At 63.8% G+C, this 18,110-nt stretch carries 3 protein-coding genes; 1 reads left to right on the top strand and 2 read right to left on the bottom strand.

Annotated elements, in window-relative coordinates:
• Window positions 1-164: 164 nt before the first annotated feature.
• Together DQG19_RS06010 and DQG19_RS06015 are read right to left on the bottom strand one after the other, a co-directional pair.
• Complete coding sequence (locus DQG19_RS06010; RefSeq protein ID WP_157974354.1) at window positions 165-15,668, bottom strand: PKD domain-containing protein; 15,504 nt, start codon at window positions 15,666-15,668, stop codon at window positions 165-167.
• Between the two features lie 47 nt (window positions 15,669-15,715).
• Window positions 15,716-16,918, bottom strand: a complete 1,203-nt coding sequence (locus DQG19_RS06015; protein ID WP_116125337.1) for a PorP/SprF family type IX secretion system membrane protein — start codon at window positions 16,916-16,918, stop codon at window positions 15,716-15,718.
• A gap of 493 nt (window positions 16,919-17,411) precedes the next feature.
• On the opposite strand from DQG19_RS06015, the gene DQG19_RS06020 reads away from it, so the two are divergent.
• Window positions 17,412-18,092, top strand: coding sequence for a hypothetical protein (locus DQG19_RS06020; RefSeq protein ID WP_116125338.1), 681 nt, complete (start codon window positions 17,412-17,414; stop codon window positions 18,090-18,092).
• Window positions 18,093-18,110: the final 18 nt, after the last annotated feature.

Genomic DNA, 18,110 nt, shown 5'->3' on the forward strand with positions numbered 1-18,110 from the left:
GGCTACGGCGGACCAAGATAACTAAGTTCCCCCGCTGTGCAATTACCCGGTTACACCCGGAGGTCGCCGGGGAGTACCCAAACACGGAGGCTCCGGGAGCGCCCTGTGGCGGTCATCCCGAAGCCTCTGCGTTACGGCCTGCCGCCGCACCTGCGTGTACCGCCCTACCGTACGAGCGTGAGGTAGCCGGTGTGCGACATCCGTCCGTTCGCGTTGCGCATCCCGATCCAGGGCTTGCCGCCCCGGAACTCCGCCCGGTGGACGCGCCAGACGTAGGTGCCGGCCATCATCGGCTTGCCCTGGTAGGTTCCGTCCCAGTGCTCGGTGGGACTGCCGCGCTCGTCGAGTTCCATCGACTCCCAGACCAGCTGCCCGGTACGGGTGTAGATCGCGATGTAGTAGTCGGTAAGGTTCAGTCCCTTCGGCTTGAAGATGTCCTGCTCCGCGATGGTGTTGTCCACGGGGGTCAGGATGTTCGGGATGTACAGGCCGCCGTACTCGTCCAGGTCGAGCGGAAGCGCCAGGGAATCAACACAGCCGAACTCGTTTTCGACCCAGTGCTTGACCGTGGTGCCCTCCGGCGACTCGAAGTCGTGGGTGGGGTTGCGCAGGTCGCTGAACTGGCCGTCGCCGAAGTCCCATCCGAACACGACCGCATCCTCGCTGGCCAGGCTCTCGAAGGTCAGCCGCGACGTGCCGCCGACCTGGTCCTCGACGTAGTCGAAGTCCGCCGTCGGGGTGGGCAGAACCGTCACGATGTTCTCCACCGTCAGGGTATCCGTACAGCCGATGGCGTTACCGGCCACGAGTTGTACGCTGTAGTTGCCGCTGCGGGAGAAGGAACGCTCCAGCTCGGCGACGTCGGCAGTATAGCCGTCCGAGAATTCCCAGTCGAAGTAGTCCGACCATGAGCTCCCGTTGACGAAGGGCAGCGTCAGGGGGCCGCAGACCACCGTATCCAGGACGTCCAGGGCCGCGACCGGCGGCTCGTAGACCGTGAATTCCAGGGCCTCGGTGGTCGAGCAGCCGTAGTCGCTGGTCGCCGTCAGGTTTACGGAGTAGGTGCCGCGCTCGTCGTACAGTACGGCTACTTCTTCCAGGTCGGAGGTCTGCCCGTTACCGAAGTCCCAGCTGTAGTCCACGGCCCCGCGGGAGTCATTGTTGAAATATACTTCCTGGGGTATGGCACAGGCATCAAAGGGCTCGGCCACGAAGGCGGCTTCGGGTACGCCGTGGACCCGGATGGGCACCGTGACGACGCCCGTACCGCAGCCGGCACGGCCCTCGGTGCGCAGGGTCACCGTGTAGTCACCCGGCGTGTCGTACACGTGGGTACCGGGCTGGACCTCCGTCGAGGTGGTGCCGTCGCCGAAGTCCCAGAAGTAGGGACCGTCACCCGTGGAGGTGTTGGTAAGTTCAACCGGCAGCGGGGCACAACCCTCGTAGGTGTCGGCGGTGAAGGAGGCGGTAGGACCACCACCCACCGTAAGTTCGGTGGTATAGGTGGCGGGACAGTCACCGGCTACCGACGTGCCCGTCAGGGTGACCGTATAGGTACCCGGGGCGGGGAAGGTATGCGAAGGATTCTCCTCACCGGCCGCGGTAGTACCATCGCCGAAATCCCACCGTAGGTCCGTCATGCGGTTGGCCTGTGCCGTGAAGGTCACGGTTTCGCTGACGCATTCCCCCCCGTCGGTGGTGAAGGAGAGCTCCGGCTCCGGATATACGAACACCGGCATGCGGGAGGTACTGCTGCCACAGGCGTTGGTGGCGGTCAGGACAACGAAGTACTTCCGGACGGTGGCGTCGGGATTCGCGAAGGCGTGGCGCGGGGAGTCCTCCAGGGAGGTGGTGCCGTCGCCGAAGTCCCACCGGTAGGTGGTCGCATCGCGGGCGTCGGTCATGTTGGTGAAGGTGATTTCCTCACCCGGACAAGCCTTATCCATGTCCGCCATGAAACGGGTGAAGGGCGCCGGTGTCACGTTGACCTCGCGGATCACGGTCGTGGTGCAGCCCTGGTCCGAAGTAGTGGTCAGCGTCACCGTTCGCGTACCGGTAAAGGTGAAGGTCGGGTTTTCCTCCTCCGAGGTGCGCCCGTCGGAAAGCTCCCACAGGAAGCTTACCGCGTGGGCACCCCGGTGCGTAAGCTGGGTCGGTTGACCCTGGCAGATGGTCGCGGGCAGCTCGATGGCGGGGCGCGGCCGGGGCCACACGTGGACGGTGAACGTCCGCTCGGTGGTGCAGCTGCCCCCCGCTTCGCGGTAGTGGTAGGTGAGTTCGTGATCGCCCGGGCCGGCTAACTCGGCGCTGAAGACACCGGAGGTGTCGGTCACTCCGGTTCCGGTATACCAGCCTCCCGCGGGCGAGCCCACGGTAAGGGGGAAGGCGGTCTCGCTCTCACACATCTCCAGTTCGGTGGCGGTGAGGGTCACGTAGGAGAGGTCAATGACGTGAATCTCCCGGCGCGCCACCGTTTCACAGGCGCCCGAAGTGTATACGTACTCCACGGTCGTAGTGCCGGCTCCGGCTGCGGCGGGGTCAAAGGTGCCGTCGGCGGTAATCACCCCGGCGCGGCCGAGGGCATCACGCCACTGGCCCCCGGCGGGGGTCGGCGTGGTCAGCGTGAAGGGACCGTCTTCCGTACAAACGGTGTCGCGCGGCCCCAGGTCGATGACCGGCATGGTATCGATCACGAAGCTGTCCTCCAAGCGGGTCTCCCCGCAGGCGGTGTAAATGTTCACGCCGTACCGGAAGGTGCCCGCACCCCGGTAGCCCACATCGGCGGGGAACAGTTCCGTGGAGGTCGGCCGGTCGCTGCCGGGGAAGTCCCACCGGACGCTGTCGGCCACCGTACCGTCGTAGTCGATACCGGGCGTGATCAGCTGGTCGCCGCAGTACTCCGTAAGGTCCGCCAGCGTGGGCTGCGGAGTCGGACGGGCCGTGAGGGTGTCGCGCCACACGGAGATGCCGCAGGCCGGGCTAGAGGCCGTCAGAGTCACCACGTAGGTGCCCGCGGTCGTAAACTCGAAGTTCGGCTCCCGCGCCGTACGGTCGAAGGCGGTGACGCCCGGTCCGGCCACGGTCCAGTCGAAGGTCAGGTCGTCGCCGGTGGTCCGGTTGGTCACCGGTACCGCGAAGGGCAGGGCACAGTTGAGACTGCTGTCCAGGGTCACGTCGAGGACCACGGACTCCAGAATCCGGAAGGTATCGCGGCTCCGGTCGGTCGCGCAGGCGTTGGCTACCGTGGCTTCCACGGCGTAGGTGCCGGGGCCCAGGGTCACCGGATCGGGCCGGAACCCTTCGTGGGTGAATACTGCGGTGCCCGCGGCATCGCGGATCGACCAGCCGATGGAGTCGATGGCCGCCGGGTCCGAGGTCACGGCGGACAACTGTACGTCACCGGTACCGCAGTAGTCGGGCTGGGCGTCCAGTACGATGGTCGGCGGGGTCACGAGCGTGATGATCGTATCCCGCACGACGGAGCCGCAGGCGGGGTTGCCGGCTTCCAGACGGATCGTGTAGGTACCGTCCGGCAGGCTGCCGGCGAAGGCGAAGCGGGCCGGCGATTTGGTGCGGGTCATCACGGGCGTTCCGCTGGCGTCCAGGACCGAGATCGTGAAGTCGGTCACGTCACCGGCCGAAGCCTCCGTTACGGTCAGGCTGCGGTCGGCACAGACGAGCTCACCCGTCAGCTCCATCCGGGGCACCGGGGGGGCGTATACCCGGAAGGTGTCGCGGTCGACGTCCGTACCGCAGGCGTTGGCCACGCGGGCGTCCACGGCGTAGTGGCCGGGAGCGAGCGTGGTCGGCACCGGATCGGGCCCGGCGTGGGTGTACACTACCCCACCGTCGACGGTGCGGATGGTCCAGATAAGCGAGTCGGTGAAGGTCGTGTCGGTCAGGGTGGCCGCGAGCAGCACCTCCGCCGTACCGCAGTAGTCCGGCTGCCGATCCAGGGCGATGGAGGGCGCGGCGGTGCGCCGCACGATCGTGTCACGCTGCAGGAAGCCGCAGACCGGATTGCCCGTAGTCAGGCGCAGGGTGTAGGTCCCCGCCGCGTGCTCCGGCCCGAAGGTGAAGGTAGCGGGTGAGGTGTTGCTGCTGAAGAGCGGCGTGCCGCTCGCGTCGAGCACTTCGAAGCGCGGGTCAGCCGTGTTACTGCTGGCCGTGAGGGTACCGTCGCCGCAGACCAGATCGGCATCCAGCGTGAAGTCGGGGATAGCGTCGTCGTAGATGCGGAAGGTGTCCCGGTCGACGGCAGTACCGCAGGCGTTGGTCACCGTAGCCGCTACGGCGTAGGTGCCGGCGGGCAGGGTGACGGCGTCGGGACGGAAGGTGGTACTCGCGTACACCTCCGTACCAGTAGCGTCAACGATCCACCAGTCGATGCGGTCCATGGCCGCGGTGTCGGTCGTGGTGGCGGAGAGCTGGATCTCCGTGGTACCGCAGGCGTCAACTACGGGGTCCAGGGCAATAGCCGGAGCGGCGCTCAGGCGCACGGTGGTGTCGCGAGTAACGGTGCCGCAGACCGCGTTGCCCGCCGTCAGCCGTACGGTATAGTCGCCGTACGGGAGGTTGTCGGCGAAGGTGAAGGTCGTCGGCGAGTTAGTGCTCGACAGCACTTCGGTACCGTCGGCGGCGTGGACCGTGAACCGGAATTCGTCGGCATCGCCCGTCGAGCTATTGATGACGGTGAAGGAGCGGTCGCTGCACAGCAGGTCGGTGCTCAGGGCAAGACCGGCGGTGGGCGCGGTGAAGATCCGGAAGGTATCGCGGTCGGTGTGCACGCCGCAGGCATTAGCTACGGTGGCTGCTACGGCATAGGTGCCGGGGGTCAGGCGGGCGGACGCGGGTGCGGTGCCGGTGAAGGCGAAGCGTTCGGTGCCGGTTTCGTCGGTAATGACCCAGGTGACGGAGTCAGCTTCCGCGGCGTGGGTGAGCGTGGCGGCAAGCTGCACGTCGGTAGGGCCGCAGTGGTCCGGCTGGGGCTCCAGGGCAATGGTCGGAGCCGTGGTGTAGGTCACGGTGGTATCCGTCCGCACGGTTCCGCAGGCGGGGTTGGTGACGGCCAGTTCGACCGTGTAGTCACCGAATGCCTGGCTGCCGTCGAAGGTGAAGGTCGCCGGCGATACGTCGCTGCTGAAGACAGTCGCACCTGCCGCGTCGCGCACCGTGAAGGTGAAGGCCGTGGCGTCGCCCCCGGAGGTAGTCGTAGCGGTCAGGGTACCGGTACCGCAGAGCAGGTCCGTATCCAGCGTGAAGCTGGGCTCGGGTGTCTCGAAGAGCCGGAAGGTATCACGGCTCGTGTCGCTGCCGCAACTGTTCAGAACGGTAGCTTCGACAGCATAGGTACCGGCGGGCAGGTTGACGGGACCGGGGGTGAAGGTAGCATTGGTGAATACTACCGCACCGCTGGCGTCGGTGATACTCCAGCCGATGCTGTCGATGAAGGCCACATCGGATGTGGTCGCGGAGAGCTGTACCGTTCCCGGTGCGCAGTCGTCGGCTACCGGATTCAGGACGATGGTCGGCGGGGCGCTCAGGCGCACGATCGTATCGCGCGTCAGGGTACCACACTGCGGGTTACTGACCGACATCCGGACGGTATAATCGCCGGGGGCCTGTCCTACGCTGAAGTTGAAGGTGGCCGGTGAGGCATCGGTGCGGTCGAGGACGGTACCCGAGGCGTCCAGCACTTCAAAGGTGAAGTCGGTAACGTCACCCAGGGAGGTATTCGTGAGCACGATCGACCCGCCCTGACAGACCTGGGCTGCGTCGATGACGAAGCTGGGCGCGGGCGTCTCGAAGAGCTGGAAGGTATCGCGGCTCGTGTCGCTGCCGCAGCTGTTCAGGACCGTGGCCTCTACGGCGTAGGTACCGGCGGGCAGGTTGACCGCATTCGGGGTGAAGGTCGAGTTGGCGTAGACGATGGTGCCGGAAGCATCCGTGATCTGCCAGCCGATGCTGTCGATGAAGTCCACATCCGATGTGGTCGCAGACAGCTGCACCGTACCCGGCGCACAATCGTCGGCTACCGGATCGAGCACGATGGTCGGCTCGGCGCTCAGACGGATCGTGGTATCGCGGGTCAGCGTGCCACACTGCGGGTTGCTGACCGACAGGCGTACCGTGTAGTCACCGATGGGCTGAGCACCGGTGAAGGTGAAACTGGCGGGCGAGGTGTTGCTCGTGAAGACGACGTTGTTGGCCGCATCGAGTACCTGGAAGGTGAAGTCGGTGACGTCACCCGCCGAAGTATTCGTAGCGGTGATGGTACCACCCTGACAAACCAGATCCGCATCCAGCGCGAGGCTGGGCTCCAGGGTCTCGAAGAGCTGGAAGGTATCGCGGCTCGTGTCGCTGCCGCAGCTGTTCAGTACCGTTGCTTCGACGGCGTAAATGCCGGCGGGCAGGTTGACCGAAGCAGGCGTGAAGGTCGAGTTGGTGTAGACCACTACCCCACTGGCGTCGGTGATGATCCAACCGATTGAGTCGATAAAGGCCACATCCGATGTGGTCGCAGACAGTTGAACCGTTCCCGGCGAACAATCGTCGGCTACCGGATCGAGTACGATAGTCGGCTCAGCACTCAGACGGATGGTCGTATCGCGGGTCAGCGTACCACACTGCGGGTTGCTGACCGACAGACGTACCGTGTAGTCACCGATGGGCTGAGCACCCGTGAAGGTGAAGCTGGCGGGCGAGGCGTTGCTCGTAAAAATGGTAGCGCCACTTCCGTCTACTACGGTGAAGGTGAAGTCCGTTACGTCACCCGCGGAGGTATTCGTGGCGGTGATGGTACCACCCTGGCATACCAGATCCGTATCCAGCGCGAGGCTGGGCTCCGGCGTCTCGAAGAGCTGGAAGGTATCGCGGCTCGTGTCGCTGCCGCAGCTGTTCAGCACGGTCGCCTCTACGGCGTAGACGCCGGCGGGCAGGTTGACCGAAGCGGGCGTGAAGGTGGAGTTGGTGTAGACGATGGTGCCGGAAGCATCCGTGATTTGCCAGCCGATGCTGTCGATAAAGGCCACATCCGATGTGGTCGCGGACAGCTGTACCGTTCCCGGGGCACAATCGTCGGCTACCGGATCGAGTACAATGGTCGGCTCGGCGCTGAGACGGATGGTGGTGTCGCGGGTCAGCGTGCCACACTGCGGGTTGCTGACCGACAGACGTACCGTGTAGTCACCGATGGGCTGAGCACCGGTGAAGGTGAAGCTGGCGGGCGAGGCGTTGCTGGTGAAAACGACGTTGCTGGTCGCATCGATTACCTGGAAGGTGAAGTCGGTGACGTCACCAGCCGAAGTATTCGTAGCGGTGATGGTACCACCCTGGCAAACCAGGTCCGTATCCAGCGCGAGGCTGGGCTCCGGGGTCTCGAAGAGCTGGAAGGTATCGCGGCTCGTGTCGCTGCCGCAGCTGTTCAGGACCGTTGCTTCGACGGCGTAAATGCCGGCGGGCAGGTTGACGGGGCCGGGCGTGAAGGTCGAGTTGGCGTAGACGATGGTGCCGGAAGCATCCGTGATCTGCCAGCCGATGCTGTCGATGAAGGCCACATCCGATGTGGTTGCGGACAGCTGCACCGTACCCGGCGCACAATTGTCGGCTGCCGGATCAAGCACGATAGTCGGCTCGGCACTCAGACGGATCGTGGTATCGCGGGTCAGCGTACCACACTGCGGGTTGCTGACCGAGAGGCGTACGGTGTAGTCGCCGATGGGCTGAGCACCCGTGAAGGTGAAGCTGGCGGGCGAGACGTTGCTGGTGAAAACGACGTTGCTGGTCGCATCGATTACCTGGAACGTGAAGTCGGTGACGTCACCAGCCGAAATATTCGTAGCGGTGATCGTACCACCCTGGCACACCAGGTCCGTATCCAGCGCCAAACTGGGCTCCGGGGTCTCGAAGAGCTGGAAGGTATCGCGGCTCGTGTCGCTGCCGCAGCTGTTCAGCACGGTGGCCTCGACGGCGTAGGTGCCGGCGGGCAGGTTGACCGAAGCGGGCGTGAAGGTCGAGTTGGTGTAGACCACTACCCCACTGGCGTCGGTAATGCTCCAACCGATCGAGTCGATAAAAGCCACATCCGATGTGGTTGCAGACAGCTGCACCGTACCCGGCGCACAATAGTCGGCTGCCGGATCAAGCACGATAGTCGGCTCGGCGCTCAGGCGGATGGTGGTGTCGCGGGTCAGCGTACCACACTGCGGGTTGCTGACCGACAGACGTACCGTGTAATCGCCGATCGGCTGGGCACCCGTGAAGGTGAGACTTGCGGGCGAGGCGTTGCTCGTGAAAACGACGTTGCTGGTCGCATCGATTACCTGGAAGGTGAAGTCGGTGACGTCACCAGCCGAAGTATTCGTAGCGGTGATGGTACCACCCTGACAAACCAGATCCGCATCCAGCGCGAGGCTGGGTTCGGGCGTCTCGAAGAGCTGGAAGGTATCGCGGCTCGTGTCGCTACCGCAGCTGTTCAGGACCGTTGCTTCGACGGCGTAAATGCCGGCGGGCAGACTAACCGAAGCGGGCGTGAAGGTCGAGTTCGTGTAGACGATGGTGCCGGAAGCATCCGTGATTTGCCAGCCGATGCTGTCGATAAAGGCCACATCCGATGTGGTCGCGGACAGCTGTACCGTTCCCGGGGCACAATCGTCGGCTACGGGATCGAGCACGATGGTAGGCTCGGCGCTCAGGCGGATGGTGGTGTCGCGGGTCAGCGTACCACACTGCGGATTGCTGACCGACAGACGTACCGTGTAGTCGCCGATGGGCTGGGCACCGGAGAAGGTGAAGCTGGCCGGCGAGGTGTTGCTCGTGAAAACGACGTTGCTGGTCGCATCGATTACCTGGAAGGTGAAGTCGGTGACGTCACCAGCCGAAGTATTCGTAGCGGTGATGGTACCACCCTGGCAAACCAGGTCCGTATCCAGCGCGAGGCTGGGCTCCGGCGTCTCGAAGAGCTGGAAGGTATCGCGGCTCGTGTCGCTGCCGCAGCTGTTCAGGACCGTTGCTTCGACGGCGTAAATGCCGGCGGGCAGGTTGACCGAAGCAGGCGTGAAGGTCGAGTTGGTGTAGACCACTACCCCACTGGCGTCGGTGATGATCCAACCGATTGAGTCGATAAAGGCCACATCCGATGTGGTCGCAGACAGTTGTACCGTTCCCGGCGAACAATCGTCGGCTACCGGATCGAGTACGATAGTCGGCTCGGCACTCAGGCGGATGGTCGTATCGCGGGTCAGCGTACCACACTGCGGGTTGCTGACCGAGAGGCGTACCGTGTAATCGCCGATCGGCTGGGCACCCGTGAAGGTGAAGCTGGCGGGCGAGGCGTTGCTCGTAAAAATGGTAGCGCCACTTCCGTCTACTACGGTGAAGGTAAAGTCCGTCACGTCACCAGCCGAAGTATTGGTAGCGGTGATGGTACCACCCTGGCACACCAGGTCCGTATCCAGCGCCAAACTAGGCTCCGGCGTCTCGAAGAGCTGGAAGGTATCGCGGCTCGTGTCGCTACCACAGCTGTTCAGTACCGTTGCTTCGACGGCGTAAATGCCGGCGGGCAGGTTGACCGAAGCAGGCGTGAAGGTCGAGTTGGTGTAGACCACTACCCCACTGGCGTCGGTAATGCTCCAACCGATCGAGTCGATAAAGGCCACATCCGATGTGGTTGCGGACAGCTGCACCGTACCCGGCGCACAATTGTCGGCTACCGGATCAAGCACGATAGTCGGCTCGGCACTCAGACGGATCGTGGTATCGCGGGTCAGCGTACCACACTGCGGGTTGCTGACCGAGAGGCGTACCGTGTAATCGCCGATCGGCTGGGCACCCGTGAAGGTGAGACTTGCGGGCGAGGCGTTGCTCGTGAAAACGACGTTGCTGGTCGCATCGATTACCTGGAAGGTGAAGTCGGTGACGTCACCAGCCGAAGTATTCGTAGCGGTGATGGTACCACCCTGGCAAACCAGGTCCGTATCCAGCGCGAGGCTGGGCTCCGGCGTCTCGAAGAGCTGGAAGGTATCGCGGCTCGTGTCGCTACCGCAGCTGTTCAGGACCGTTGCTTCGACGGCGTAAATGCCGGCGGGCAGGTTGACGGGGCCGGGCGTGAAGGTCGAGTTGGCGTAGACAATGGTGCCGGAAGCATCCGTGATCTGCCAGCCGATGCTGTCGATGAAGGCCACATCCGATGTGGTTGCAGACAGCTGCACCGTACCCGGCGCACAATTGTCGGCTGCCGGATCAAGCACGATAGTCGGCTCGGCACTCAGACGGATCGTGGTATCGCGGGTCAGCGTACCACACTGCGGGTTGCTGACCGACAGACGTACCGTGTAGTCACCGATGGGCTGAGCACCCGTGAAGGTGAAGCTGGCCGGCGAGGCGTTGCTCGTGAAGACGACGATGTTGGTCGCATCAAGTACCTCGAAGGTGAAGTCGGTGATGTCACCCGCGGAGGTGTTCTCAGCCGTGATGGCACCACCAACACATACGAAAGCCGCATCGACCGTAAAGGCAGGCTCCGGCATTTCGTACAACCGGAAAGCAGTGCGGCTGGTATCGACGCCACAGGTGTTACGGACCGCAGCCTCCGCCCGGTACGTACCGACCGGTAGATTAACCGGACCGGGCATGAAGGTGGAATTGCGGTACACCACGGTGCCCGCTGCATCCATAATGCGCCAGTCAATGCCGTCGATAAAGGCCACATCCGATGTGCGGGCCGCCAACTGTACCGTCGTGCGGCCGCAGGCGTCGGCGATCGAATCGAGAACGATCGTCGGCGGCGCGGAAAGGTGCACGATCGTGTCCGTCCGCTCCGTTCCACACTCGGGGTTGCCGACGAAAAGCTGCAGCGTATAGTCTCCGGGAATCCAGTCGTTTTCGAAGGTCAGCACGGCGGGGGAAGACCGCTCCCGCCGAACGATCACGCCGTTGGGGTCGACCAGCTGAAACACGCGGCCGGAAACATCGCCGCCACTGACATCGGTGGCCGTGATCGAGCCTCCCCGGCACACCGTGTCGGCGTTCAGCGCGATAAGGGGCTGGGGTGCCGCAAAGAGCTGAAAGGTGTCGAAGGCTTCGTCGCTACCGCAGCCGTTACGGACACCGGCGCGCACGTGGTAGGTGCCCGGCTCCAGACTGACCGGTGCCGGGTGGAAACTGTCGTGGTCGTACACCAGTACACCGGCGGCGTTGCGGATCTCCCAGCCGATCGAATCGATGAAGGCGGGGGCGGAGGTCTTGCCCGACAGGGTCACCGTGGTCCGCCCACAGGCATCGGCGATCGGGTCCAGCGTGATCGTCGGGGCAACCGTGATCCGGACGGTGGTGTCCCGGATAAGGGTACCACACTCGGGATTGCTCACCGTCATACGTAACGTATAGTCCCCCTCCGGCTGGCTGCCGTCAAACACAAAGGTCGCCGGGGAGACGGAGCGGGTGAATACCGTAGCCCCCGACGCGTCCAGTACATCGAAACTCAGGTCGGACACGTCACCTCCGGAGGTGTTGACCGCCGTGACCGAGCCGCTTTCGCAGACCAGGTCGGTGTCCAGCGTGAAGGCGGGCTCCGGGGTCTCCCACAGCCGGAAGGTGTCGCGGGCGGTGGTTGCTCCGCATTCGTTGGTCACGGTAGCCTCCACCGCGTAGCGGCCCGGCGCCAGGCTGACCGGAGCGGGGGAATAACTGTCGTGGGTGTACACTACCGTACCGGCGGCGTCGGTGATCTGCCAGCCGATCGAATCGATGAAGGCCGGAGCGGAGGTCGTCCCGGAAAGCGTCACCGTGGTCCGGCCACAGCCTTCAACCACCTGGTTAAGTATGATGGTTGGTGTCCGGTTGAAGCGGAGGGTCTGCTCCGTAGTGTCCATCCCGCAGGCAATATTGCCCGCCGCCAGCCGCACCGTATAGGTACCCGGCAATTGCGTCTCGGTAAAGGCAAAGCTGGCCGGGGAAGACGTACTAATGAAGGCTACGGCTCCACTCGGATCGATCACTTCGATCATCAGGCTGCTCACGTCGCCCGTGGAGGTGTTGGTCACCGTAAGTGGCTCCCCAGCGCAAAGCTCGGTAACGCTGAGCGCTACGTCCGCGAACGGTGGTTCAAAGAGTTGAAAGTTGTCGCGCTTGGTGTCCGTTCCGCAGTCGTTCGTGACGGTTACTTCCGCGGTATACCGGCCGGGCGGGAGGCTGACCGAAGCGGGCGAAAAGGTAGTGGCATGAAAGACCACCGTACCATCGGCTTGGGTGATCTGCCAGCCGACTGAGTCAATATCCGATGGGTCGGAAAAGCTTGCCGACAGGGCTACCGAAGTGGTACCGCAGGCATCGGATACCGGGTCGAGGGTGACGGTGGGCGGGGCGCTCAACCAGACCACGGTGTCCTTTACGGTAGGTCCGCAAGCCGGGTTCGTAGCTTCCAGGCGAACGGTATAGGAGCCCGTAGCGTAGCTGTCGTCGAACCCGACGACCACCCGGGCATCGGAGCTGCTGAGCACCTGCGTCCCCGCGGGATCCAGCACCGTTACCGTGAAGGAGGTTACGTCACCGTCAGAGGTGTTCTGGATGATCAGTTCCTCGCCCCGGCAGAGCTGCAGGTCGTTGACGTCAAAATCGGCCCGGGCGGGCGTGTAGATGCGGAAGGTGCGGCGGGCCGTCCGCCCCGTGGGTGCACAGATATTGTAGGCCGTGGCCGTAAACTCGTACAGCCCCGGTGCATCGAGGCGGAAGGGAGCGGCGGTTTCCGGTCCGCGGTAAAGCTCCGCGGCCGGTGTAGCTCCGCCGATACGCGCCAGCGTCCACCGGACCGAATCGATCTCCGCCGCGGGTACGCCGTAGGTGACAGAGGGCAGCAGGTCCAGGTCCTCGCAGGCGTCGGGGATCGTGGCGATCTGCGGCTGGGGGGCCCGGGTGATCGTCACCGTATGGCTCACCTGCTCAAACCCGCAGGTAGCGTTGCCGACCTCCAGGATCAGTACATATGCAGTTGCCGTACCCCCGAAGGTGAAGCGCGGTTCGCGCACGGTGCTGTCGCTGATGGTCACGCCGTCGGGTGAAGCCGTCCACCGGTAGGTAAGGTCCTCACCGGTACTGCTATTCACCGGAACGAGGTCGCCGCCGCGGCAGATGAGGGAATCGATACTGAATTCGGCTACCGGCGGCTCAAGAATGTCAAACCGTACGGTATCGCTGCTGCTGCCGCAGCCTCCGTACACGGTCAGGGTCACCGGCAGGCCGCGGCCGGTACGGTCGACGAATACTTCGCCTGGCTCCCGGTCGGTGGAAGTCGCGGGCGTACTGCCGGCCGGGAAGGTCCAGCGTACCGAATCGATAAAGGGGCCGAAGGTCCCGTAGTCGGCGCGGGGCGTGAAACGGTGATCGGCGCAGTTATTGTCAATGGCGGCGATGGTAGCCTTCGGCGTGGTGACTACCAGGACCGTCGTATCCCACGTGGGGGTATCTGGGCAGACGGGATTGGCTACGGTCACCGCCAAGGTGTAGTTACCCGGCGGGGTCGAAGGGGGGAACGTGAAGGTGGGCGATGCTTCCCCGGAGGTCAGCACTACCTGGCCGGCGGAATTGGTGACCTCCCAGGCATAGGTGTCGATATCACCCCCCGAACGGTCGGTCAGGGTGATGCTGTTGGCGCCGTCGGTACAGACCGTATCCCGGCTCAGGTCGAAGGCGGGATCCGGGGTTTCCAGCACGCGGAACGAGCGACGGGCGGTTTTCCGTTCGCAACGATTGACGGCCGTAAACAGTAAGGTGTAAGTACCCGGCCGGTCGATGGAGACGGGCGGCGCATGCTCCGTGGTTGACAGCAGGGTGGTCGTGGTACCGTCGCTCAGTTCCCACCGGAAGGAGTCCACGCTTTCAAAGGGGATCCCGTAGGTACCCTCCGGCGTGAAACTGGCCGTCTCGCAAAAGGGGCCCGGGTTGCGGATGGAGGGACGCGGGGGAAGCTCGACGTACACATCGATCGTCTGCCGGCTGGTTCCGCAGGCCTCGTTGGTGAGTGTTGCGGTCAGGGTGTACCAGCCTTGGGCCAGGCTATTGGTAAAGGCGATTTGCGGGGTGGCGAGCGAGGAGTCGATGAAGTGGATGGCGGTGTCGGAAGCCTCCCAGAGGTAGGTCAGGTGGGTGCCTTCGCTGTTGTCGATCGGGATGATCGTATCGCCCCGGCACACCGTGTCGGAGGGCAGCATATAATCAGCCACGGGGGGCTCCATCACCTCGAAGGTGTGGGTAAAATCACCGCCACCGCACTTGTTGGAGGTTACGACGGTCATCGTGTGGGTGCCGGGCTCGAAATAGACGGGCGGGGCGTCCGCGCCTACGTAGGTGACCGGTGGCGAGGCGGTGGGGAATTCCCAGCGCGTCGTACTCATGGAGGAATGGCAGGGCAGCTTGCTGAACCCGAAGTCCAGAAACTGCGCACCGCAGTACATGTCTTCTACCTCAATCTCGGCGGCGGGTTTACTGAACACCAGCATCGTGTCGCGGTGCTCGGTACTGCCGCAATCGCTGCTGGCGATCAGGGAGATGATGTAACTGCCCGGTTTGGTGATACGGAATACGGGCTCGCGGCTGTTGCGGTCGGTCCCCGCGGTAAAGAAGGCCTGTCCCTTCCCGTTGTTGCAGTCGCCGCCGTCGTAGCCGACGAACTCCCACAGGTAAGAAACGCCCGCACCACAGGCACCTTCCGCTGTCGTATTGATCGTGCGGAAGGTCTCGTCCTCCTGCTTACAGACGAAGCCCTGCTCGAATTCGAAGTCGGCGACGGGGGGATTATCCACGCACATCGTGGCCCGGTCCGAACTCCGGCAGCCGTACTCGTTCGTATAGGTGTAGGTAGCGGAGTAGGTGCCCGGCGCAGTGGCGGTGAAGCGGCCGTCGGGGGTGACGTTGCTACCGGACCACTGCCCGCTGCCCCCGTCCGAAGCGTCGGGACTGCCGGTAAGCTGCAATTCCAGGTTGGAACAGGCTACGTAGTCGTCACCGGCATTCACCTTCGGTGCCGGTTGCAGGGTCACCAGGATGGTTTCGGTACCCGTACACTCTCCGTTGAGTTCCTTACCGACGACGGTCACCGGGTATTGACCGGGAACGATGTGCCGGAAGATCACGGAGTCCTCCCCCGCCCGGCTCAGGTGGGGACCCGACCATTCGTAGTCCCGCCCGCCCGTGGCGCGGAGTACCAGGTTCTGACCGAGACAGGCGATGGCGGGCTCGGGAGTAATTGCGATCTCCACCGGATCCTTTACGGTGACGGTGAAGCGTTTGGACGCCGAACGGCCGCTGCGGTCGGTGACGGTGAGGGTGTAGGTGCCGGCCATGCTCGGGTCGGCGTTGAAGCGCGTCCATTCCGCGGTGCGGCTGGACCAGCCCCGCGGTCCCCGCCACGAATAGGTGAGGTCACTGGGTGCATCCTCGGTGAAGCGCGCCATTATCTGCCCCCCGTAGCAGACGGGTAAGTTGGAGTTGATCTCTATATCAGGGATGATGGGCAGGGCCGCGGTTGCCGCCCGTTCGCCGCCTGCAACGTGACGCGGTCCGGCGTCGGCGATCGCGTAGGCGCCCCCGGACCAAACGGACGGCGTCGGTGCGGATGTTTGTCCGGACACCAACGTTCCCATAAGCAGCACAACGAGCAGGGTATAGATCCGCATAAACAGGGGTTTCGGGTAGGTAGTAGTTGAAAGCGGTGCGGTAGGTATCAGAAATTCACCGGGCACTGGGCGCCCTTGTAGAGTTCGTTCTTGCGTACCCCGCTGCAGGAGCCGCCAAGCTCGGCCAGCAGGATGCGGCAGTTCATTTCCACGGTACCGAGGGAGGCGGCGGTATTCACGCCGCGGAGGGGGACGTCGTAGGAGAAGCCGAGGATCCAGCCCGTTTCCCGGTCGCGCCAGCGCCGCTTGGTGTCGAGTACCGAGCGTACGTCGATGCCCCACGACAGCACCAGGGCGGTGGAGTTGCGCCCCCCGATCGACGCCCCCGTGTTGGTGGCGGTCGGGTCAGTTCCATTGAATTGGTAAAAGACGCCCGTGTAGTGCCCCTTACCCAGTACGTAGCCCCCTATGGTGAAGAGGTTGAGGGTGCCGTCCAGCTGCCGGTCCCAGCGAAACTGCGGGGCCAAATAAATGGGCGAGTAGTGCTTGGTACCCTTCAGCGAACTCAGCCGGCGGGTCACGCCCAGGTGCAGCGTGGTGCGGCGCGGCAGGGTCACCTCGTCGTTATCGCTGTAGAATGAGATGGCCGGTTGGTTGAGGTTGGAAAGGCTGCCGCCGATGGTGAAGAGCGTATAGTCGTGGAGGCCGTGCTTGATGCTCCCGCGGACCATGGCCCCGGCATTCAGGTTGAAGTAGCGGCCGGCCCGCATGCTCAGGACGTGCGAGCCCCCGATCTGCCCGAGGGCGGGGTCCAGCTGGTAAGAGTAGATGAAGTCGCTCCCGATGATGGAGTTCTGCAGCAGGCTTCCCTGCACCCCCGCCCGCACGTCGAGGCGCGTCAGCCCGCTGTTGATACGCATGCGCGGATCGATCAGGGCGTACTCGAAGGAGCCGGCCAACCCCCCGCCGGCGGTGCGCATCGGGGCGGTACCGGTTTCGTCCTGAAAGAAGGAGGCCGCCGTTCCTAGCGTTACCCGCTCCAGCTTACGCAGACAGGGTATCCGCTGCTCGAGGGTCACGTTGGACGTACGGTAGCCTCCCTTGAGGGGGCCGCTGGAAGCGTCGGGAAGCCCGAACCACTGGTCGCGGTAGTTTATCGTAAGCTGCGTGCCGGGCTCTAGCCCCGAGTAGGCGGGGTTGAGGTACACGCGGTTGGCATAGAACTGGGAAAAGAAGGGGTCCTGGCCCGATAGCTGTATACTTATAATAAGCAGTACGGCCAGCGGAAAACAACGGTAAAGTTTGGCCATAGAAGAAATACTGGTCGCCCCACGGACGAGCCCACGGCTCCATCGCACTGGCGACGGACATACGGTGGCACCCTCCTTGAAAACGATTGAGACACGGTGAAATGGTTAGTCGAAAATCAGCGGCAAAAGCGCGGATCCCGGTAGCGAAAAATTTCGCCGTGCCCGCCCCTACGCCGTGTCGGCGCCGGTTGGGCCCGGGGGCACAAACCACCCATTTTCAGCAACTGAAACGACGTAGGTACCGACAAATTGCGTGGTCATTCTGCGGAAATCAGCTGCCCCGGATCATTGAAGTTGTTCCCTGCAACCGGTTGTAACGTTCTGAATACACGCGCAGCCTGCCCGTCGGGCGCGGGCGCGGGTGCCGGGCCGATGGGTCGGAAAGGCGGCAATACGGGCTTGCGCGGGACCTCCTTTTCCGTTACTTTAGTAGGGTTACCATAAGACACCCAGCCCCAGGGTCGCCATTCCTTTCATCCTCAATACCTGAATTATGGAATTGCGCTTCGTGCCCCTCCTGTGCTGTATACTCCTGTTCTCCTTCGCTCCCCTTTCCGCCCAGGCCGACCTGCCGCCCGGTACCGGTACCTCGCCCCGGCTGGAGTCGGGTGCGGTTCTTCGGTTTCGTTCCCTGCCGGACGGACAGACGGACGGTGGCGCAAGCACTACGTTACTGCGCGGCGAACGTGGCGATGAAGAAGGCCGCTCCATGGCGCTCTCCTTCGAGGAGCCGGATGCCGAGCCGGCCACCGACGATTCCCAGGCGGTCGACTACCTCGTCATCGACACCGGCGAACGGATCCGCCGCAACTGGCTCGAACCCGGCGTCATCTGGGGCGTCCACCACCTGGCGCTCCGCGACAGCGTGGACCGCGGAGCCTTCGAAAGCTTCATTCACCGCTACTGGGCACCTACCCGCGCGGACGCCCTGCCCGACTCCAAGTTGATCTTTCTCAAGGCCCTCACCGGACCACGCGCGGGTGAGTTCAGCTACGTATGGCTGATCGACTCGGAGGAAACCCGCGACTACTACTTCCCCAAGTCCGAAGTCCCGTCGAAGATGTACACCGAATTCGAGAAGGGCTGGTCCTGGATCAACGGCGATGAGCACCTGGGTAAGTTCCTGGCCGCCCCGGAGGACGCCGAATTCACCGACTACGTAGTGATCAAGTAAACCGCTGCCCCCTGCAGC

It is taken from the genome of Lewinella sp. IMCC34183, from assembly GCF_003390915.1.
Taxonomy (GTDB): Bacteria; Bacteroidota; Bacteroidia; order Chitinophagales; family Saprospiraceae; genus Neolewinella.